We start from the raw sequence: 20,189 nt of genomic DNA on the forward strand, positions 1-20,189 counted from the left end.
CTGTTTGTACTTCTGCAATGTCGATATGAAAGTAGCCAATCGGATAGCTTTTAAACCGCTTCTTCGCGGCCTTGTCGCCCGTGATGTCGGGTAGCCGCGAGATGCCATGGCGCTGCAGGCAACGGTGTAACGATGAGCGCGTCAGATGGGGAATGCTTGGCTGCAGTGCGTAGAGACAGTCGTCCAGCGGCAGCAAGGTGTGCTTGCGGAAAGCGACAATCGCCGCCTTTTCCGCAACGGACAACACGGTGGGCCACGGCTGCGTCGGCCCGGTTGGCAAAATCGGCAACCGAGGTCCGCTTCTTCCACTTCGCCACCGTCTTTTGATGGATGCCGTAACGCTTGGAAAGCGCTCTCAGGCGCTCTTGACTCTGTTGTATCGCTCGACGGATCGCTTCTGTCGTAGTGGCGCTCCCGTGTATAACCTGTCCCATAGTGCCCCTTCCACCCGATGGAAAATGGTGCACCATCAAATCCTGGGATCAAACACCTAAACCAGTCACCCGAACGGCGCTCGCGGGTGAACCACGAGCGCCGCGGTCAGCGAGACCTCAGCGATTGGTCGCAGGTGCGGTTGCTGGCGCAGGCTTGCCATAGTCGCCGCGCCCCTCCATTCCACCCGGTCCGTGCCCGCCACGCCACTTGGACGCAGCATCGAACTCGGCCTTGCTCAGCTTGCCGTCCTTGTCGGTGTCGGCCTTGGCGAACCATGCATCGCGATGCTGCTGCATGCGCAGTTCGCGGTCGGTACGGTCAACGAAGCCGTCCTTGTTGAGATCCATCTGGTCGAAGCGCGCGGCGAACTTCGGGTCGGCTTTGGCTTCTTCGCGGCTGATACGGCCGTCCTTGTTGGTATCGAGCTTGGCCATCCATTCGCCAGGTCCGCCGCGTCCATCACGGCCAGGACCACGATGATGCGGACGCTCGTCGCGCGACAGCTTGCCGTCCTTGTTGGTGTCCAGCGTATCGAACTGGGCAGCCAGGGCCGGATCTGCAGCCGCCTCGCTGCGGTCAATCACGCCATCGCCGTTCTTGTCGAGCTTGGCAGGACGCGCCGCATCGCCGGAAGCCGGCACGGTGGCGGCGAACGCGGCGCCGGTGGACAGCGCGGCCAGCACGGCCAGGGCGAGGAAAGGTTTGCGTGACGTCATGAGACACTCCTGAGAGATGGTAACCACGCGGCACCTGCATTGGGCCGCATCGCGTGGGTGGTGCGTGCGGATCATCCGTGCGCTGCCACCAACACCCACATCAACGAGCCACCGATGCGCGCGTTGACGTCCGGGCCGGGCGTATTCATCCGGCGGATAGTCGCCGCTGCTGCGACGCGCAGGCGCTATCCTTCGGCCATGGCCATCCATGCAGACACCCACGACGACCTGCGCCTGTTCCAGACCGGCGAGCATGCCTGTGGCTATTGGTCCGACCGGCAAGCGCGCGATCTGGTGCTGGATCCGCACGATCCGCGCCTGGGTGCTATTTATCCGCAAGCACTGGCCTGGGGCTTCCGTCGCTCCGGCGATCTGGTCTACCGGCCACACTGCGAACGGTGCCGTGCCTGTGTGCCAGTACGCATCGCGGTGGATGCGTTTCATCCCGACCGCAGTCAACGCCGTTGCCTGGCGCGTAATCAAGATCTGGTCGTCCGCGTGGTGGCCGCCGAGCGCACCGACGAACAACTGGCGCTTTATCGCCAGTACCTAAAGCACCGGCATCCCGGCGGCGGCATGGACGAGCATGGCGCCACCGAGTTCGACCAGTTCCTGATCGGCGGTTGGTCGCATGGGCGCTTTCTGGAGATCCGCGAACCAGCCATCGCGCATTTGCCTGGCCGGCTGCTGGCTGTCGCGGTGACCGATGTCACCGCGCATGCGCTATCGGCGGTCTACACGTTCTACGCGCCGGAGGCAGCTGCGCGCAGCCTAGGCACATTCGCGATCCTGCAGCAGATCCAGTGGGCGCAGCGCGAGCGCCGCGCACATGTCTATCTGGGGTACTGGATCGATGGCCACGCGAAGATGAACTACAAGCGCCGTTTCAGTGCACTGGAAGCCTACGATGGCCGCCACTGGCGCGGCTTGCCGGCACACGCATCGGTCGGTTGAACCGCCGGATTGCGACATCGGCATGTCGCATCGCACATGCGAGAATCCGGCGATGATCAAACCTCTCCTGCTGCTTGCGCTGACCGCCTTGTGCGCGTCCTGCGCTCACCGCGCGCCGTCGCCCAAGATGCACACCGACACCCTCGCCTCCCGGCCCGCTGCGGCCCAGCTGCGCATCGCCACCTATAACACCTCGCTGTATTCGGACGAGGCTGGCGGCCTGATCCGCAAGCTGCAGGGCGATAGCGCGCATGCGCGCAAGATCGCTGCGGTACTGCAGCGCGTGCGGCCAGATCTGGTGCTGCTTAACGAGTTCGACTTCGACCCGGAACACCGCGCTGCCGATCTGTTCCAGCACCGCTATCTGCAGGTGGCCCAGCCGGGCGGCGGCGAGGCGTTGCATTATCCGTACCGCTATCTGGCACAGGTTAATACCGGCATGCCGAGTGGTCTGGATCTGGACAAGAACGGCAGCATCGGCGGCGAAGGGCGCGCACGTGGCAACGATGCATGGGGCTACGGGTTGCACCCCGGCCAGTACGGCATGCTGTTGTTGTCGCGTTACCCGATCGACGAGCAGGCAGTGCGTAGTTTCCAGTTGCTGAAGTGGAGCGCGCTGCCCGGTGCAGTGCGGCCGATCGATCCGGCCACCAAGACGTCGTACTACAGCGATGCCATCTGGGCACAACTACGGCTGTCGTCCAAATCGCATTGGGATGTGCCGGTGCGCACGCCATTGGGTGTGGTGCATGCGCTGGTGTCACACCCCACCCCGCCGGTGTTTGACGGTGCCGAAAAGCGCAACGCCGCGCGCAACCACGACGAACTGCAGCTGTGGCGCGCGTATCTGGACAACGCCCCCGAGAGCCAACGCTGGCTCTGCGACGACAAAGGCAGCTGCGGCGGCTTGGCTGGCGATGCGCGCTTCGTCATCCTCGGTGATCTCAACAACGACCCGGTCGATGGCGCCGGCCGGCATGACGCGATCCGCGCGTTGATCGAGCACCCGCGCGTCCTTCAATACCCCACCCCACGCAGCGAGGGCGGCCCGGAGAAAACCGCCGAATACGCCACGCTGGGCATCGCTCACAGCGGCGACCCGCATCAAGTGACCGGCGACTTCGGCCCGCAAGCCGGCACCATGCGCCTGGACTACGTGCTGCCGTCGCGCCAATTCACCCTGATCGGCAGCGGCATTTTCTGGCCGGCCAACCACGCACCGGAAGCGGCGATTGCCGATGGCAGCGACCATCATGCGGTGTGGGTGGATGTGGCTGGCAACTAAGAAAGCGTCCCGAGCCTCCGCACGTGCGCGTTGAACAAGGAAATTCGGAACCCGCTTCCGGCACAAAGGTCGTTGCAGCAGCACATTCTCAGCGAAGAGCGGCACGCGCCATCGTTGAAGGACCCCACGCATCCAGGCTACCAACTGTTTACACAGGCGCAGGATCACGTACAGACCCTGGATCGCGAACATGGACGGCAAACGGATGCGCGCAGCGCCAATCTTGCGGGCTGCCTGGCGGTGCAATCCTGCAAGATGGGAATAGAACGCATAGACGAAGTGAGACTGAGCGACGATGCCTCGCGTGCATTTGCTGTGCAGAACAATCCTTACTTGGCTGGATCGCACGACCAGTTGCGCGCCCATGTCGATACGGTCGTCGCACTCAATACAACGCTGAAGCAGAGCAGTCAGGCATGGACGCAGGCTGCAGCCGAGCGCGTGCAGGCAGAGCAGCAACGGAACCTGCAACAGGAACAAACGCAGGCTCCAGCAGCTCGAACCATGAGCTGACCGGGCGAGAGTCGTCGGGAGTTCATTCCCTGGCGCCTCGCCTGTTAGCTACCAACTGACTTTTCAGAGCCAGCAAACCAGGTCTACGGTGCAGCAATCTTTCGACTGCACCAATGCGAGTCGACAGGAAACTCAGGCCTGCAGCTGAATCGTCAGCGCAGCCGCCGCAACGCGCGCCTTCTCGCGTGCAGCATCAATGTTGTCCGCGCGTGCCAGGGTGACGCCGACGCGACGATGGCCGTCCACACGGGGTTTGCCGAACAGGCGTAGTGCGGTGTCCGGGTCGCGCAGCGCATCGGCCACGTTGTCGAACACAGGCACGCCGTTGCCATGCGCCAGCAACGCGCAGGATGCGGAGGGGCCGCTCTGACGAATCACGCCGCCATCTTCCGCGCCCACCGGCAGGCCGAGAATGGCGCGGGCGTGCAACGCGAATTCGCTTAACTCCTGCGAGACCAGTGTGACCAGACCGGTGTCGTGCGGGCGAGGCGAGACTTCGCTGAACCACACCTCGTCGCCCTTGACGAACAATTCCACGCCGAACAGGCCCCAGCCGCCGAGATCGTCGGTGATGGCCTTGGCGATCTCCTGCGAGCGGCGCAATGCACCGGCAGACATCGGCTGCGGCTGCCAGCTTTCGCGGTAGTCGCCGTCCTGCTGCCAGTGGCCGATGGGGTCGCAATACGAAGTGCCGCCGGCGTGCCGCACGGTGAGCAAGGTAATTTCGTAATCGAAATCGATGAAGCCTTCGACGATGCAGCGGCCAGCACCGGCACGCCCACCGGTTTGCGCGTACTCCCACGCCGCATCGATATCGGCTTCGCTACGCAAGGTGCTCTGGCCTTTGCCCGACGACGACATCACCGGCTTGACCACGCACGGCAAGCCCACTGCCGCAATCGCCTCGCGGTATTCGGCGGCGGTGTCGACGAAGCGATACGGCGAGGTCGGCAGACCCAGTGTTTCGGCGGCCAGGCGACGGATGCCTTCGCGGTCCATGGTCAGGCGCGCGGCACGCGCAGTCGGGATGACCTTCTGGCCCTGCTCGCGCTCCAGCGCTAACAGGGTTTCGGTATGGATCGCTTCGATCTCCGGCACGATCAAATGCGGACGCTCGCTGGCGATCAGCGCACGTAGTGCGGCGGGGTCGAGCATGTCCAGCACATGCGAGCGGTGTGCCACCTGCATCGCCGGGGCATTGGCGTAGCGATCGGCCGCGATCACTTCCACGCCGAAACGCTGCAGCTCAATCGCCACTTCCTTGCCCAGTTCGCCCGAGCCCAGCAACAACACGCGGGTGGCGGAAGGCGATAGCGGGGTGCCGAGGGTGGTCATGGGCGCAGTCCAGAACGAGGGGGGCCGCCATTCTAACGGCTGCTAAGGCCGACGCCCGACGAACGGCTGTTGCTTGGCTGATATCATATTGATATCTTTTTTATGACTTCACTAAAGGACTCGCCCTCATGAAAGAGAAGCCGATCGGCTCGTTACCCGGCATTCCCGTCGTCCTCGTCGCAGGCGCCGGCCTCATCGGCGCGGCCTGGTACGTGTTGACGATGATGGCCAACACCAGCGTCACGCCGGCCGCGTTCATCGCCGCAGTGCTGGTCGCGGCGGCGTGCATTTTCATGCTGGCCGGCATGTACACGCTGGAGCCCAACCAGGCCGCGGTCTTGAGCCTGTTCGGCAAGTACGTCGGCACGGTCAAGGACGCCGGCCTGCGCTGGAATGTGCCGTTCTACGCCAAGCGGCGCGTCAGCCAGCGCGTGCGCAATTTCGAAAGCGGACGACTCAAGGTCAACGAGCTGGATGGCAGCCCGATCGAGATTGCCGCGGTGATCGTGTGGCAGGTGCTGGATGCCTCCGAAGCGGTCTACAACGTCGACGACTACGAGAGCTTCGTGCATATCCAATCCGAAGCGGCGCTGCGCGCGATGGCCACCAGCTATCCGTACGACCAGCATGAGGACGAGCAGATCTCGCTGCGCAGTCATCCGGCCGAGATCAGCGAGCAGCTCAAGCGACATCTGGACGAGCGCCTGACCCAGGCTGGCGTGGACGTGATCGAGGCGCGCATCAGCCACCTTGCCTACGCGCCGGAAATCGCCCAGGCCATGCTGCAGCGTCAGCAGGCCAATGCCGTGATTGCCGCACGCTCGCGCATCGTCGCCGGTGCGGTGGGCATGGTCGAAATGGCGCTGTCCGAATTGCAGAAAAATGGCGTGGTGCAGTTGGACGAAGAGCGCAAGGCGCATATGGTCAGCAACCTGCTCACCGTGTTGTGTTCTGATCGTGGTACCCAACCGGTGGTCAACGCCGGCTCGTTGTATTGAGGCGAATCGATGAATGTCATGGTGCCCCTGGTGGTTGCGCTTTCCGGCTTGCCCGCGCTGGCGATCGCCGCGTCCATTGGTGCGGACGATGACGACCGCGCACGCGGCCTGGGCCTGCGCTGGGCGCTGATCAGCCTGGTGATCCTGGTCGGCGCCGCGTGCCTGTACTGGGCTGGCGACAACCGTGCCGGCATCTATGCGGTGGTGATCGGCATGATCATCGGCGTCAACGTGCTGATCGTGTCGATGGTGATGCACCTGCGCCGGCACGGCAGCCGCAGAGACGGCGAATGAGCGAAAAAAAGGCCTACCCGCTGCGTATCAACGCCGATGTGTTGGCCGCCGCGCAGCGCTGGGCCGACGACGAATTGCGCAGTCTCAATGCGCAGATCGAATACGTGCTGCGCGATGCACTGCGCAAGGCCGGGCGGCTGTCGAAGCCGCAAGACGATAAGGAATCATCGACATGAACAAGCGGTCGACCCCCCTAGCCATTGAGCTGAAACCGTCATTTATCGTCAACATTGCGCCGAGTGAAACCCAAGCCCAATCGAATACGCGGTTTGGCCAGGGTCGGAAGCAGCTCAACGTCGCCATGCAGAAACCACTATGTGTTGCGTTGCCTGCGTTAAAGGAGGTGTGAGATGGTGGCGCGATCTGGCCAATCCCACGGCAGCCCCATTGCGCCGGAGGCGCGTACGGGGCAACGCGTACGTCCGCCCAAGCGCGACTATGCCGTTGCTCCGGTGACGCGCTGGGGCTTGGTAGTCTGGCTGTGGCTGCCGCTGTTGACAGTCGCCGGCGTTATCGGCGCCGTACACGCAGACAGCCATAGCCACCCCGGCACACTCATTGCAAACCTGGGCATCCTGTTGACGGCGGCAGTGGTGTGTACCCTTGCGCATACGCGGCGCAGTATCCGGCTGGACCATAACAGCCTGATCGTGCGCTCGACATTTTTCACCAGGCGCGTGCCACTGCGCGCAATACACCTGGACAACGCACGCATTGCCGATCTTGCCGAACACACTGGCTTCAAGCCTGGCCTACAGCTGTGCGGTTTCGGCTATCCCGGATTCAAGTCGGGGTATTACCGTAGCAAATCGGCAAATAGAGGCTTTTATCTGCTGACCCAGTCGACACGGGTCCTGATTTTGCCATTGCGGGAAAACGGCTTGGTGGTGCTCAGTCCTGAGCAGCCGCGCCAATTGCTCGAGGATCTACGACAGCTGGCCGTAAGCCATGCTTAGCCCTACCCTGCTGTGATGCACACGAACTCGACCCTGCTGCTCAACACCACCGCCATCGAGCTATTGCCTGCCGCCCTGATGCATGCGCGCAGCAATGCCGACGCACGCGTGCTCGCGAAGGCTGATTGGTTATTGCGACGCAAACGCGATGGGCGATATCTGGCAGCGCAGCTACCGCAGGGCATCATTCCGCTGATTCCACGGCTGGCACGTGAGCCTGGACTGGACGAAGCGCTGGATCGGCTGGACACCGCCGCTGGTCGCATTGGCCAGGCACACGACGGCGTACTTGCAATCGATGGATTGCAGCGCCGTCTGGCGCAGCTAGGGCTTGCAGCCGACACCTACACGCAACAGACCGGCCTGCAACTGATCGCCGAACCGGCTGCACTGCAGTTTGCCGGGCGCGATCGCTTCGGTCGGCCGCTGTGGCTGAGTGCCGGCGCTGCGCGCGCATGGCGACAAATGCGTGCGGCTGCGTTGCGCGCAGACATCGTGCTCGATACGATTTCAGGCTACCGCAGCCACGATTACCAACTGGGCATCTTCGAGCGCAAGTTCGCGCGCGGGCTCACCCTGGAGCAGATTCTGGCGGTCAACGCAGCACCAGGTTTCAGCGAACATCACAGCGGCAACGCGCTGGACATCGGCACACCGGGCGAACCGCCTGCCGAGGAATCCTTCGAAACCACGCCTGCATTCGCCTGGTTGTGCGGCAATGCGCACGCGTTCGGCTACCGCCTGAGTTATCCACGCAACAACCCGCATGGCATCGTTTACGAGCCTTGGCACTGGCGTTGGTCGGCGACGTAAGCCGGCCGTACCTCATGCGCCATACGACACGACCGATCGTCGCGTCGGCCATGCTTGCAAGTGCGCTACTCCTGCGAGCGCGGTGTCGGCACTTTGGTCTCCACGCTGAAGTCGGCGATCTGCCACAGATAAAACGCGGCGTAGGTGCGATATGGGCCCCAGCGTTCGCCGCGGACGGCCAGTTCCTTGGGAGTCGGCATTTGCTCCTGCTTGTCCACGCGCTGCGCACCTTTGCGCACGCCCAGGTCGTCGATGGGCAGCAGATCGGGGCGGCCCAGGCGGAACATCAGCATCATTTCCACCGTCCAACGACCAATGCCGCGCACTGGCACCAGGGCATCGACGATAGCGTTGTCGTCCATGAAAGCGAGCCTGCGTAGCGAGGGAATCTCGCCTGCGCTTTCGCGCCGTGCCAGATCGCGCAGGGCCAGCGCCTTATTGCCTGAGACGCCGCAGGCATGCAGGCGCTGCGCGCCGATCGCCACTTCCACCCGCGCCACGATGGTGGATGCCGCCTTGCCGCTGAGTTGCTGAAACAGGATGGCGCGTGCCAGCGCATCCACCGGGTCGAACGGCTTGCGCCATCCCGGCTGCGGTGCGATCCGGCCGATGCGCTTCATCCACGCGCCCAACGCGCGGTCGCGCCGAGCAAGATGTGCGAACGCAGCCTCCACATCGAATCCGCGGGCGTGGCGCGGCATGCTCAGCGCCTCAAGGCGCCGATGGCCAACACCACCCAGCCCAGCATCAGGCTGCCGCCGCCAATCGGCGCCAAGCTGGTCGGCCAATGCAGCAACGCGCCGCCGACCAGGCTACCGGCGAACAGCAAGGTGCCCAGCAATAGCAGATACAAACCTATCCGGCCGAGCACACGCGTTTCGGCAGAACCCAGCACGGTCAGCACTGCGCCATGGCCGAACGCATACAGCGATGCAAGCTGCAGTCGCGACTGCACCAGTGCATCAGTCACGCCGTGCGAAGCGTAGGCCGACAGACCGACCGCTATGGCAGCCAGCAGGCCGCCGCAAAACGCCAGCAGCGAAGGGTATTTCCTACGACGATCGAGCAAAGACATGCAGGCAACTTCCATGACAGCACCGTAGCGCAAAAAAAACGCGCCGCAGGACTGCGGCGCGTTTTTGGTCTGGATCACGTCATCGTGGTGAGACGATTACTTGATGGCCCAGTAGACGTCGTACGTACCGTCCTGGGTGAACGACTTGTCCACACCGCCCTTCCAAGCTTCGTACGGACGATCGGTCACATCCATGCCGCTGGTCGCAGCCCATGCACGCAGCGAGTTACGCACTGCGTCCAGACCTGCCATGTGACCTGCATAGGTCGCAAATGCCGAACGGTGAGCCGGAACGCGCTGGTACTTCACCGGTGCTTCGGACGGGATATTGAGCTTCAGCTCGTCGCCCGTTGCAGCCACTGGCGTTGCATCGACCGGTGCCGCGGCAGCAGCGTCGTCTTTCTTAGCGTTGGCCTTGGCGGTGTCTGCCTTGGCGTCGGTCTTCGGCGCGCCACCAGCACGCTTGCGCACCGGCTGCACGACGTCGAACGCGTACTTGTCGGAGGCGAAGTCGGTGGTCACGATGCGAACCGGACCAGCAGCCTCAAGGCCGTTAGAATCCATCACGCGCTTTATCCACTCCTGGTTGTCCTTGATCGACTTCTTGATCGTCTCGTTGTCACGATCGATGTTGCCCGCGGTGACGACCAACAGGTCCTCGGCCGGCACATCGACGATCTTGAGATCGCTCAACACCGGCTTGCCGTCAAGCTCAGCGCGGTAGTCGAAGTTCGGAACAGTGGCCAGTGCGGTCGCCAGACGCGACAGACCCAGCTTCAGGTCGTCGCCCACGTGGCGGCTGACGTACAAGCCGGCGTAACGACCGAACAGGTTCCAGCCGTACTTGACGCTGTAGTCCTGGGTGATTTTGACATTCTTGTTGTTCTTGCCGGTCGGCACCAGGGTGAAATTGGTGACCTTGTCGTAGCCCTTGGTGGGATCGTCGATCGCGATCTCAACACGCTCGTTCTTGACGCTGTTGGTGATCTCCCAGCTGCCCTTGCCGATATAGCCCTCGGTGGAGCTGTATTCGACGCGTGCACCCTTGCCCTCTTCCGGGCCGGCCAGCTTCAGCTGGATCTTCGGGTCACGCAGCACGAGCGGGTTCCAATCCTTGAAACGACGGAAGCTGTTCACGGTGTCGTAAACAATCGTCATTCTGCGGTTGGTCTCAACACTCTCGGACATCTGCCGCTCCGAGGGCAACACCAAGCCCACCACGACAAACAAGCCAGCCACGATCCCCAAGGCGATCAGGAACTCGATAATACGGGTCATTCAGGAGGTCTCCGGGGCCGATCCCACGGCCGGGTTGAGTGAAGCGAAGCCACCATCCTAGCAGGCTTCGAGACAGATGTTCAGTTGTGCGACGGGTAGCGCGGTCTTGCGGTGTCAGTCACCGCGCAACACGACGCGTGGGGGATGCGCAATCCCAACCTGCACAAGGGTTTGGGCGATTGCGCGCCGCTATCATGCACATCGCGCGCTGCGTGTGTGTGATGTTGCGGTTGCCGTACGGCATTGCACGGCCCCATAGCGCGGCGTTGACGGGGCCGCGGTGCCCTGAATGCGAATCCCTGCCCGGCCGCAGGCACGCGCCGCGCCGACCTCAGACCAACTGCAACTCGAACGCCTTCAGCACCGCGCGGGTGCGGTCGCGTACGCCGAGCTTGGAGAGGATGTTGGAGACGTGATTCTTGATCGTGCCTTCGGCCACGCCCAGCGAATTGGCGATTTCCTTGTTAGAAAAGCCGCTCGCCATCAGCCGCAGGATCTCGGTCTCGCGGTCGGTGAGCGGATCCGGCCGATCCAGGCTGACGAACTCGTTACGCATGTGTTCCAGGCCCGAGAGCAGGCGCTGGGTCACTGCCGGCTGCACCAGCGAGCCGCCGTCGGCCACGGTGCGGATGGCGCCGACCAGCTGTTCCAGCGAGACGTCCTTGAGCAGATAGCCCTTGGCGCCGGCCTTGAGCCCGGCCAGCACCAATTGGTCGTCGTCGAAGGTGGTCAGGATGATCGTCGGCGGCAGCGTGCCGTTACGCGAGAGCATCTGCAGCGCTTCCAGGCCGGACATCACCGGCATGCGCATGTCCATCAGCACCACGTCCGGCTGGATCTGCGGAATCTGCTCCACCGCCTGCTTGCCGTCGGAGGCCTCGGCCACCACTTCGATCCCGTCGTCCAGCGCCAACAGCGAGCGGATCCCCTGGCGCACCAGGGTTTGATCGTCGACCAGGCACACACGGATCATCACAACACTCCTTGGGTCACGGCCGCAGGCATCAGTGCCGGCGCGCCTGGAACAGCGATGCGCAGGCCGAAGCCGTCACCCCGCCGGGTTTGAATCTCGAGCTGCCCACCATACTGGTTCAGCCGCTCGCGCATGCCGCGCAGCCCGTTGCCGGGCGCGACCGCAGCGGCGCCGTGGCCGTCGTCACGGGCGTCGATCAGCACCGTATCGGCATCGCGGCGTACCTGGATCCACAGGTTGCGCGCGCCGGCATGGCGCACCGCATTGGTGATGATTTCCTGGGTACAGCGCAGCAGCACGTGGGCGCGCTCGGGGTCGTCCAGGGTCAGCGGCTGGGCGATATCCAGGTGGATATCCAGCGACGGCACCTGGGTGACCAGCGGGCGCAGCGCCGCCTCCAGATCGATGGCGCCGCTGTCGCGCAGATGGCTGACCGCCTCGCGCACATCGGTAAGCAACAGTTTGGCCAGCGTGTGCGCCTGGCGCACGTGCTCCTGGGCCTGGCCCTCGGTGATGTGGCCTGCCACTTCCAGGTTGAGACTGAGCGCAGTGAGGTGGTGGCCGAGCAGGTCGTGCAGCTCGCGCGAGATGCGGGTGCGCTCGTTGACGCGCGCGCTCTCGGCCAGCAGCGCGCGGGTGGCGCGCAGTTCGGCGTTGAGCCGGCGCTGCTCTTCGCGCGCATCGGTCTGCTGGCGGGCCACCAGGCTGGTGACGAAGATGAACATCGAAAAGCCGCCGTACAACAGCGACTGCATCAACGCCGCAAACAGAGTGAAGTCCGGACGCAGGTAGTAGAACACCGGCAGCACCGCCAGCTGGCTCAGCACCAGCCATAGCACGCCCACGCGCAGCGGCAGCAGCCACGGGATCACCCCGGCGGCGACCATCATCAGGATGCTGCCGAGCCCGGTTCCGCTCAAGTAGCTCACCGCCAGTGCGCAGATGGTGAGCAGCAACAGGATCAGCCGGTCGTACCAGTGCGCGTGCCCTCCGCTGTTCAAGCCGCGGGTCAACCAGAAGTAGCTGGCGCCAAAGCCGATGAAGAATGCCGACATCATGACCGCCTCGGCCACGCTGCGGTGGTCGCCCTCTTCGGCCGGCGGCCAGTACGTGTACACCAACGGCATGACGATCATCGCCCAGGTGAACAGGCCGGCGAAGCGCAGGACGCGCGTATGACTGAGGTATCCCAACATGTCCGCATCTTAGGCGTAAGCGACCGCGCTGCCCTCTTGCCGGAAGTCATGCATGCGGGCTGGTGCTTGCGGGTACGGTCAATGGATATAGGAGCAGCAGCAGCGGCGGTGCTGCTGACGTGGCGATGCCCGCGTTCGCATGCCACGCGCCGGGCAGATCGCGTGCGCCGGGTCGCCGCTTCAGGCCACGCATGTAATAATCCGACGCAGATCCGATTTCGGGTCGACGCGTTACCTCACGGAGTCCCAATGTCGATCGTCATCCGCGACGTGCGCGAGCACGAGCTCGATTCCGTCCTGGCCCTGAACAACAATGCCGGATTGGCGATCCTGCCGCTGGATTCAGCCAAACTGCAACGTTTCTATGAGCAGGCCGAATATTTCCGCGTCGCAGAGCGCGACGGCAACCTGGCCGGGTTTCTGGTTGGGTTCGGAAGTGGCAGTGCCCACGACAGCAGCAATTTCGCCTGGTTCCGGGACCGTCATCCGGAATTCTTCTACATCGACCGCATCGTGGTCGCCAGCCGCCGCCGCGGTGGTGGCGTCGGGCGGGCGTTCTATGCCGATGTGCAGAGCTACACCGAGCTGCGTTACCCGCAGTTGGCCTGTGAGGTGTTCCTGGACCACGGCGCCGACGCGGCCTTGCTGTTCCATGGCAGCTTCGGCTTCCGCGAGGTTGGCCAGAACACCATGGCCGATGTGGAAGTGCGCGCCAGCATGCTGATGAAAGACATGTGCAGCTATCCGTGGGTCAAAGAGACCTATGGCGGCAAGTTGCCCGAAGACTTGCCGTGGGTGGGCCGGCCGCGTCATGCCGCCACCACCAACCCATCGACGGGGAGCTGAGTAGTGGCAAGTGTGAATGTGGATTTTGAACAGGCCGGCGAACTGAAGATCGGCCAGGTGGGCATCGCCAACCTGCGCGTGCGCACGCTGGACGTGCCGCGGCTGGTGCAGGAAATGCGCGAGCGCGTGAGCCGCGCACCCAAGTTGTTCGGCCGCGCCGCGGTGATCCTGGATTTCGGCGGGCTGTCGCAGGTGCCGGACCTGGCGACGGCCAAGGCGCTGTTGGACGGTCTGCGCGAGGCCGGCGTGCTGCCGGTGGCGCTGGCCTATGGCACCAGCGAGATCGACCTGCTGTCCCAGCAGTTGGGTGTGCCGTTGCTGGCCAAATTCCGCGCCCAGTACGAGTCGGCCGCGGTGAGCCCGCCACCGCCTCCACCGCCGCCTGCACGTGCCGAACAGGCACCGCCGGCCGCGCGTCCTGCCCCTGGCCGGATGCAGCGCACCGCGGTGCGTTCGGGCCAGCAACTGTATGCGGAGAACTGCGACCTGACCGTACTCAGTACGGTGGGTGCCGGGGCCGAGGTCATCGCCGACGGCAGCATCCATATCTACGGTACCCTGCGTGGCCGCGCTCTGGCCGGCGCGCAGGGCAACCCTGACGCGCGCATCTTTTGCCGCGACTTCCACGCCGAACTGGTCGCCATCGCTGGCCACTACAAGGTGCTGGACGATGTTCCCATGGACCTGCGTGGCAAGGCCGTCCAGGTCTGGCTGGAGCAGGATCAGATCAAGATCGCTGCGCTTGATTGACGCGGCCCAACCACAGAAATATTCGGAGAAATCCTTTGGCTGAAATCATCGTAGTCACCTCCGGCAAGGGCGGCGTCGGCAAGACCACCACCAGCGCAAGCCTGGCCTGCGGGCTGGCAAAGCGCGGCAAGAAAGTTGCGGTCATCGACTTCGACGTCGGCCTGCGCAACCTGGACCTGATCATGGGCTGCGAGCGGCGCGTGGTGTACGACTTCGTCAACGTTGTGCACGGCGAAGCAACGCTCAAGCAGTCGCTGATCAAGGACAAGCGCTTCGACAACCTGTACGTGTTGGCTGCCTCGCAAACCCGCGACAAGGACGCGCTGACCCAGGACGGCGTTGAGAAGGTGCTCAAGGAACTGGCCGCCGACGGCTTCGACTACATCGTCTGCGATTCGCCGGCCGGTATCGAAAAAGGCGCGTTCCTGTCGATGTATTTTGCCGACCGCGCAGTGGTGGTGGTCAACCCGGAAGTGTCGTCGGTGCGCGACTCGGACCGCATCATCGGCCTGCTCGATTCCAAGACCCGCAAGGCCGAAGAAGGCAAGAGCGTGCCGGCGTTCCTGCTGCTGACCCGCTACAGCCCGGGTCGCGTGGAAGGCGGCGAGATGCTCAGCATCACCGACGTGGAAGAAGTGCTGGGGCTGAAGGCGATCGGTGTGATTCCCGAATCCGGCGACGTGCTCAATGCCTCCAACAAGGGCGAACCGGTGATCCTGGATGGCGAGTCACCCGCCGGCCAGGCGTATGAAGACGCAGTCGCCCGCATCATGGGCGAGGAGCGCCCGATGCGATTCACATCCGTGGAGAAGAAAGGCTTCTTCAGCAAGCTGTTCGGAGGGTAAGCATGGGCCTGCTCGATTTTCTCAAGAGCAAGAAGAACACCGCCGAGACGGCCAAGAACCGCCTGCAGATCATCATTGCGCAGGAGCGCAACCACCGCGGCGGGCCGGATTACCTGCCGCTGATGCAGCGCGAATTGCTGGAAGTGATCAAGAAATACGTCAACATCGATGCAGATGCGGTACGTGTGGATCTGGTCAAGGATGGCGAACACGACGTGCTGGATATCTCGGTCGCCTTGCCGGAAGACGGCGACAAGTAAGCGCAAACAACGGCACCGCGTTCGCACGGTGCCGTTGTTGCATGTGACCCGACCGCGAGCGATTGCGCGTGACCACCACCCCCACTGCAACACCCACCGCTGCCGATGTTCTGTGCGTGGCCGATATCGGCCTGGACGCACCCGCCGCGCTGCTCGCGCGCTATGGCTTGCGCCTGCACCGTGTGGAATCGGGCGCGGCGATTCCTGGCAGTTTCTGGGGCGAACCGGAAGCCGGCATCATCGGCTGCGATGTGTATGTGCGCGACGACACGCCGGTGCATTCGCTCCTGCACGAAGCGGGGCACTTGATCGTGCTGCCCGCGGAAAAACGCGCCGCGGTCCATACAGACGCCACCGATTCGGTGGAGGAAGAAGACGCGACCTGTTACCTGCAGATCCTGCTGGCAGAGCAGTTGCCCGGCGTGGGCAGCGCGCGCCTGATGGCCGACATGGACAGCTGGGGCTATACATATCGGCTGGGCTCCACGCGCGCCTGGTTCGAGCAGGACGCGGAGAATGCGCGCAGCTGGTTGCACGCGCGCGGCTTGTTGCCGGCCTGATCCTGCGCTGAGCGCTGGAGCAGCAACCAAATCGTCGCGCGCAATCGTTAGGCAGGTGCCGAAAGCGCGCGCAGGGATTGTCGTGGACGCGTGGTACATACCGCGCCGAGCACCGGTCGCCCGGCGGTGAGCTCAGTCGGTTTTTGGGGCGCTTTAGTGAACCGCTGCGGTGGCGCCGGACAGATCCAGCGTCGCCACCGTGCCCTGCCCTGCGTTGGAATCCAGCTGCAGATGCCAGCCGAGGTGTTCGCATAGCCGCCCGATCAATTCCAGCCCGATGCCACTGCCCTGGCGTGCGTTGCCGCGTGCCAAGCGCATGTAGATGGCGCTGATCTCTTCCGGCGCCATGCCGTGGCCCGGGTCGGCAATGCGCACCACGCCGGGCGCAGATAGCGAGATGCGAATGATGCCGCGGTCGCTGTTTTCGATGGCGTTGCGCAGCAGGTTGCCGATGGCGGTCTGCACGATGGCAACCGGCGCAACCAGGCTGCACGGCGGCAGCGGGTCCACGATCAGCTGCAGATCCTTGTCGGCGCACAGGTGCGTGTGGTCGGTCACGATATCCGGCAGCAGCTGGTCCAGCCGCAACGAGTCGCTGCTGCGCACCAGCCGGCTCGGGTCCTTGGCCAGCACCAGCAGCAAAGTGATCAACTGTTCGACCGAGGCACTGGTCTGCCCGATGCGCTGCAACTGATGGCGTACTACCGGCGGCGTACCGGGCTGCTCCAGCGCCAACTCCACCGCATTGCCGATTACCGCGATGGGCGTGCGTAATTCGTGGCTGGTGCTGTCGATGAAGGCGCGCTCGCGGTCCACAAACTGGCTATTGCGCTCGAGATAATTGTTGAGCGCATCGGCAATCACATAAAGCTCGGCGCTGCCCTGCGGCCCGACCGCAATCTGCTGCGCGCGTTGCCCCGGACGTAATGCGCCGATGTCGCGTGCCAGTTCCACCAGCGGGCGCACCAACCGGGCCATCGCGTAGGTGCCCATCAACAAGGTGATGCCAATCAGCGCGATACCAGCGGCCAGCATCCAGCGGGTCAGGAATTTTTCCAGTGCTTCGAAGTCGGAGATGTCCAGCACCAGCGCTAGGCGCCCGGCATGCGCGGTGTCGCGCACCATCACCGCACTCTGGCGGCCGGCGATTTCCAGGCCGTCGTGCAAGCCTGGATGCAGGCTGCGCAATACCGGCGGTGTGCGCGCGACGTCGTCGATGCGGTACAGCCGCAAGGTGTCCGAATCCTGCCAGTGGTAATCCGGATTCTGCACGCTGCGCTCGAGAATGCTGTCCAGTTCGGAATTCAGCAGTGAGCGCCACACGCCGTGTTCGGCACGTTCGTGCAGGTACTGCGCGGTACCGAACACCGCCAGCGTCATCAATAGCGTGTAGCCGAACAACCACACCAGCACGCGGCGACCCAGGGGACGCTGCTTAGACATCGCTGCTGTCGCCTGCGCCAGGCGCTTCGGCCGCATCCAGCTGCGCCAGCCGGTAGCCGAGCCGGGGCAAGGTGTGGATCAGTTTTTCTGCGAACGGGCCATCAACGCTGCGGCGTAGCTCGTAGATGTGCGAACGCAGCATGTCGCCGTCGGGCGGGTCGTCGCCCCACAGCGATTGCTCCAGGCGTTGCCGCGTCACCGCCGCCGGGCTGTCCTGCATCAGCACTTCCAGCAACTTGCGGCAGGCCGGGTACAGATGCAGCACCTGGCCGGCGCGGGTGGCTTCCAGCGTGGCCAGGTCCAGGCGCAGGTCGGCCACTTGCAGCAGCTTGCCGCGCCGACGGCCATGTGCGCGCGCCAACAAGGCTTCGATGCGCACTTCCAGCTCGGGTAGCGCGAACGGTTTGGTCAGGTAGTCGTCGGCGCCAGCGCGAAAGCCGGCGATCTTGTCCGGCAGTTCATCGCGCGCGGTGAGCATGATCACCGGCAACTCGGATTGGTGCTGTTCGCGTAGGCGGCGCAGCACTTCCGGCCCGTCCATGCGCGGCATCATCCAGTCCAGGATCAGCGCATCGTAGTGCTGGGTGGTGGCCAGGTGCAGGCCGGTGATGCCATCGGGCGCGGCGTCCAGGGTATGTCCGCGCGCTTCGAAGTACTCGAACAGGTTGGCAACCATATTGCGGTTGTCTTCAATGACCAGCAGCCGCATGAGCGGGGTTCCAGGGCGGCCAGGCAGGCACAGTGTGCGCATCCTAACCGAGGCCAGCCAAACACAGCCGGTATCGCCGGTGCGGCCTTCCAATCGGTTGCGCTCCAATCCCCCGCACAACTGCGATGCCTGCGCTGCCCACTTCGATGCGGCGCACTTTGTTCCGACAAATTTCCGACCCACTTGCCAGATAGTGTCTGCCCGCATTTACTCAGGGCGTGCGCGTGTCGCCTGCCATCTCTGCTTCCCCATCCCGCCAGCGCGCGCTGCTGGCCGCACTGCTTTTGATTCTCGTCAGCCTGCTGGCCGGCCTTGGCATGCGCCAGCCCAACCCGCCAGACGAACCGCGCTTCGTGCTGGCTGCGCGCACCATGGTCGAGACCGGTCAGTGGCTGTTGCCGCACCGTGGCAGCGAGTTGTACGCTGAAAAGCCACCGGTGTTCATGTGGTTGCAGGCTGCGACCTACGCGGTGATACCGCACTGGCCGGTGGCCTTCCTGCTGCCGTCGCTGCTGGCCGCGCTGGCCACGTTGTGGCTGACCTGGGATATCGCGTGCCGGCTGTGGAATCGGCGCATGGCGGCCTATGCGGTGCTGGCCTTGTTCACGGTGCTGCAGTTCGGCCTGATGGCCAAGCGCGCGCAGATCGATATGGTGCTGGTGGCGCTGACTACCCTGTCGTTGTGGGGAATGTTGCGACACCTGCTGCGCGGGCCGGACTGGCGCGCCTGGACGCTGGGCCTGTTTGCCGCGGGTGTCGGCACGGTGACCAAGGGCGTCGGCTTTCTGCCGCTGCTGCTGTTGCTGCCGTGGATGGCGCTGCGACCCACACACGTGAGCGTGCTGCCGGCGCGTGCGCAGGCAGCACGTAGCTGGTTGCTGGTGCTGCCGGCCTTCGTGGCAGGCACCGCGGTGTGGTTGGGGCCGCTGTGTATTGCACTGCTGCACAGCGACAACCCACAGCTGCATGCCTACGCGCACGAGCTGTTGTTCAAGCAGACCGGCACGCGCTATGCGCACGCCTGGCATCACGTCAAACCGACCTGGTACTACCTGCAGGTGATCGCCACGTTGTGGTTGCCGGGCTGCCTGTTGTTACCGTGGTTGCTGCCGGCCTGGTGGCGGCGGCTACGGCGCGGCGACCCCCGCTATCTGCTGCTGCTTGCCTGGAGCGTGTTGGTGCTGCTGTTCTTCAGCGCCAGCCCGGGCAAGCGAGAGGTCTACATCTTCCCGATGCTGCCGGCGCTGTGCATTGCCGCGGCGCCATTGCTGGCCGGGCTGTTGCGCCGGCGCGGCGTGCGAATGCTGCTGACCGGGTATGTGCTGCTGCTTGCCGTCGCCGGTTTCGCGCTGGGCGCCGGCATTGCGCTGCATCTGTACTGGGCCGAAAACACCGCAGTGAAGCGCGGCATGGAGCTCGCCTCGCTGCAGTCCGTGGGCATTTGGTTGATCGGCCTGGGCGCGGTCGGCCTGGCCGCCACTGCATGGTCGCGCGGCAAACGCGCTGGCACCGCATTAGTGGTGATGACCGCCGCGTTGTGGACGGTGTATGGCCTGGGCTTGATGCCGGCGCTGGATCCGTACAGTTCGTCCGCACGGTTGATGCAGCGGGTGGGCCAGCGCATCGGCCCGGACGCAGAACTGGGCATGCTGGCCTGGCGCGAACAGAACCTGCTGCAGGCCGATCGTCCGGTCACCGACTTCGGCTTCAAGGCGAGCTGGAGGGACCAATGGGCCAAGGCCGGCCCGTGGCTCGCGCAATCGCCGCACACCCGCTGGCTGTTCGTGCTCAAAGAAGCGGTACCGGCATGTATCGATCCGGCGCAACGCATCGATATCGGCGAGTCCAATCGCAACCAATGGGAATTGCTGCCGGGCACGGCATGGCATGCCGGTTGCATCTCCACTGCGTCCGACGCCGAACAAACCGGTAGCGAAGGCGATGCAGACTGAATG

General features: G+C 64.1%; 24 protein-coding genes and 1 pseudogene. 15 read left to right on the forward strand and 10 right to left on the reverse strand.

Annotation, left to right across the window (positions count from 1 at the left end):
• Together NX05_RS02930 and NX05_RS02935 are read right to left on the reverse strand one after the other, a co-directional pair.
• Positions 1–434 (reverse strand): annotated as a pseudogene (locus NX05_RS02930) (transposase family protein); the annotation flags it as partial.
• Positions 435–551: 117 nt separating this feature from the next.
• Positions 552–1,151 carry an EF-hand domain-containing protein gene (locus tag NX05_RS02935; protein ID WP_010379153.1) on the reverse strand — a complete coding sequence of 200 codons (600 nt, stop codon included), beginning with the start codon at positions 1,149–1,151 and terminating at the stop codon, positions 552–554.
• A gap of 39 nt (positions 1,152–1,190) precedes the next feature.
• Between NX05_RS02935 and NX05_RS02940 the strand changes: the two genes are divergently transcribed.
• Genes NX05_RS02940 through NX05_RS02950 form a run of 3 tightly spaced genes read left to right on the forward strand, consistent with a single transcriptional unit; the run spans position 1,191 to position 3,903 of the window.
• Entirely contained in the window at positions 1,191–2,105 is a 915-nt protein-coding gene (locus NX05_RS02940; protein ID WP_017112721.1) for an arginyltransferase, read from the forward strand.
• On the forward strand, positions 2,059–3,390 hold the full coding sequence (locus NX05_RS02945) for an endonuclease/exonuclease/phosphatase family protein (RefSeq protein ID WP_010371500.1): 1,332 nt from the start codon (positions 2,059–2,061) through the stop codon (positions 3,388–3,390). Before NX05_RS02940 ends, NX05_RS02945 begins: the two co-directional genes overlap by 47 nt.
• Before the next feature lie 30 nt (positions 3,391–3,420).
• The gene (locus tag NX05_RS02950; RefSeq protein WP_227254336.1) at positions 3,421–3,903 is read left to right on the forward strand and encodes an XVIPCD domain-containing protein; all 483 of its coding nucleotides are present in this window, start codon (positions 3,421–3,423) and stop codon (positions 3,901–3,903) included.
• Positions 3,904–4,035: 132 nt separating this feature from the next.
• Here NX05_RS02950 and purT read toward each other — a convergent pair whose 3' ends face one another.
• Positions 4,036–5,238, reverse strand: a complete 1,203-nt coding sequence (gene purT, locus NX05_RS02955) for a formate-dependent phosphoribosylglycinamide formyltransferase (protein WP_017112719.1) — start codon at positions 5,236–5,238, stop codon at positions 4,036–4,038.
• A 128-nt stretch (positions 5,239–5,366) separates the two neighbouring features.
• On the opposite strand from purT, the gene NX05_RS02960 reads away from it, so the two are divergent.
• From NX05_RS02960 to NX05_RS02980, 6 genes are all read left to right on the forward strand, one after another.
• Entirely contained in the window at positions 5,367–6,236 is an 870-nt protein-coding gene (locus NX05_RS02960) for an SPFH domain-containing protein (RefSeq protein WP_010371510.1), read from the forward strand.
• A 9-nt stretch (positions 6,237–6,245) separates the two neighbouring features.
• A complete protein-coding gene (locus NX05_RS02965) occupies positions 6,246–6,530 on the forward strand; it encodes a hypothetical protein (RefSeq protein ID WP_039437356.1) in 285 nt (94 codons plus the stop codon).
• Complete coding sequence (locus tag NX05_RS02970) at positions 6,527–6,706, forward strand: type II toxin-antitoxin system antitoxin (RefSeq protein WP_039437358.1); 180 nt, start codon at positions 6,527–6,529, stop codon at positions 6,704–6,706. Before NX05_RS02965 ends, NX05_RS02970 begins: the two co-directional genes overlap by 4 nt.
• Complete coding sequence (locus NX05_RS24335) at positions 6,703–6,879, forward strand: hypothetical protein (protein WP_173568300.1); 177 nt, start codon at positions 6,703–6,705, stop codon at positions 6,877–6,879. Before NX05_RS02970 ends, NX05_RS24335 begins: the two co-directional genes overlap by 4 nt.
• Positions 6,880–6,982: 103 nt before the next feature.
• A complete protein-coding gene (locus tag NX05_RS02975) occupies positions 6,983–7,486 on the forward strand; it encodes a PH domain-containing protein (RefSeq protein ID WP_230597782.1) in 504 nt (167 codons plus the stop codon).
• A gap of 15 nt (positions 7,487–7,501) precedes the next feature.
• Positions 7,502–8,299 carry a M15 family metallopeptidase gene (locus NX05_RS02980; protein ID WP_039437363.1) on the forward strand — a complete coding sequence of 266 codons (798 nt, stop codon included), beginning with the start codon at positions 7,502–7,504 and terminating at the stop codon, positions 8,297–8,299.
• 65 nt (positions 8,300–8,364) lie between these two features.
• On the opposite strand, the gene NX05_RS02985 is transcribed toward NX05_RS02980, so the two are convergent.
• The 5 genes from NX05_RS02985 to NX05_RS03005 form a co-directional block, all read right to left on the reverse strand.
• Complete coding sequence (locus tag NX05_RS02985) at positions 8,365–9,000, reverse strand: DNA-3-methyladenine glycosylase family protein (RefSeq protein ID WP_039437366.1); 636 nt, start codon at positions 8,998–9,000, stop codon at positions 8,365–8,367.
• A gap of 2 nt (positions 9,001–9,002) precedes the next feature.
• Positions 9,003–9,389: a DUF423 domain-containing protein gene (locus NX05_RS02990; protein WP_039437603.1), complete on the reverse strand. Its 387-nt coding sequence runs from the start codon at positions 9,387–9,389 to the stop codon at positions 9,003–9,005.
• 81 nt (positions 9,390–9,470) lie between these two features.
• Positions 9,471–10,652, reverse strand: a complete 1,182-nt coding sequence (locus NX05_RS02995; protein WP_039437368.1) for a polyketide cyclase — start codon at positions 10,650–10,652, stop codon at positions 9,471–9,473.
• Positions 10,653–10,983: 331 nt separating this feature from the next.
• Positions 10,984–11,625 carry a response regulator gene (locus tag NX05_RS03000; RefSeq protein ID WP_010371538.1) on the reverse strand — a complete coding sequence of 214 codons (642 nt, stop codon included), beginning with the start codon at positions 11,623–11,625 and terminating at the stop codon, positions 10,984–10,986.
• Complete coding sequence (locus tag NX05_RS03005) at positions 11,625–12,821, reverse strand: sensor histidine kinase (protein WP_010371541.1); 1,197 nt, start codon at positions 12,819–12,821, stop codon at positions 11,625–11,627. The genes NX05_RS03000 and NX05_RS03005 overlap by 1 nt, the downstream gene beginning before the upstream one ends.
• Before the next feature lie 249 nt (positions 12,822–13,070).
• On the opposite strand from NX05_RS03005, the gene NX05_RS03010 reads away from it, so the two are divergent.
• The 5 genes from NX05_RS03010 to NX05_RS03030 all read left to right on the forward strand — a co-directional run bounded on the left by NX05_RS03010 (position 13,071) and on the right by NX05_RS03030 (position 16,082).
• A complete protein-coding gene (locus NX05_RS03010; RefSeq protein ID WP_039437373.1) occupies positions 13,071–13,667 on the forward strand; it encodes a GNAT family N-acetyltransferase in 597 nt (198 codons plus the stop codon).
• 3 nt (positions 13,668–13,670) lie between these two features.
• The gene (gene minC / locus NX05_RS03015; protein ID WP_010371550.1) at positions 13,671–14,417 is read left to right on the forward strand and encodes a septum site-determining protein MinC; all 747 of its coding nucleotides are present in this window, start codon (positions 13,671–13,673) and stop codon (positions 14,415–14,417) included.
• Between the two features lie 35 nt (positions 14,418–14,452).
• Positions 14,453–15,262: a septum site-determining protein MinD gene (gene minD, locus NX05_RS03020; protein ID WP_017118284.1), complete on the forward strand. Its 810-nt coding sequence runs from the start codon at positions 14,453–14,455 to the stop codon at positions 15,260–15,262.
• 2 nt (positions 15,263–15,264) lie between these two features.
• Complete coding sequence (gene minE, locus NX05_RS03025; RefSeq protein WP_003484370.1) at positions 15,265–15,522, forward strand: cell division topological specificity factor MinE; 258 nt, start codon at positions 15,265–15,267, stop codon at positions 15,520–15,522.
• Between the two features lie 62 nt (positions 15,523–15,584).
• A complete protein-coding gene (locus NX05_RS03030; protein ID WP_010371560.1) occupies positions 15,585–16,082 on the forward strand; it encodes a hypothetical protein in 498 nt (165 codons plus the stop codon).
• 153 nt (positions 16,083–16,235) lie between these two features.
• Here the strand turns inward: NX05_RS03030 and NX05_RS03035 are convergent, their stop codons facing one another.
• Positions 16,236–17,525 carry a sensor histidine kinase gene (locus NX05_RS03035; protein ID WP_039437378.1) on the reverse strand — a complete coding sequence of 430 codons (1,290 nt, stop codon included), beginning with the start codon at positions 17,523–17,525 and terminating at the stop codon, positions 16,236–16,238.
• Positions 17,518–18,234: a response regulator transcription factor gene (locus NX05_RS03040; protein ID WP_010379111.1), complete on the reverse strand. Its 717-nt coding sequence runs from the start codon at positions 18,232–18,234 to the stop codon at positions 17,518–17,520. The genes NX05_RS03035 and NX05_RS03040 overlap by 8 nt, the downstream gene beginning before the upstream one ends.
• 218 nt (positions 18,235–18,452) lie before the next feature.
• Between NX05_RS03040 and NX05_RS03045 the strand changes: the two genes are divergently transcribed.
• Positions 18,453–20,186, forward strand: a complete 1,734-nt coding sequence (locus NX05_RS03045; RefSeq protein ID WP_039437381.1) for an ArnT family glycosyltransferase — start codon at positions 18,453–18,455, stop codon at positions 20,184–20,186.
• Positions 20,187–20,189 lie beyond the last annotated feature (3 nt).

Origin of the sequence: Xanthomonas vasicola (assembly GCF_000772705.2) — a bacterium.
Taxonomy (GTDB): domain Bacteria; phylum Pseudomonadota; class Gammaproteobacteria; order Xanthomonadales; family Xanthomonadaceae; genus Xanthomonas; species Xanthomonas vasicola.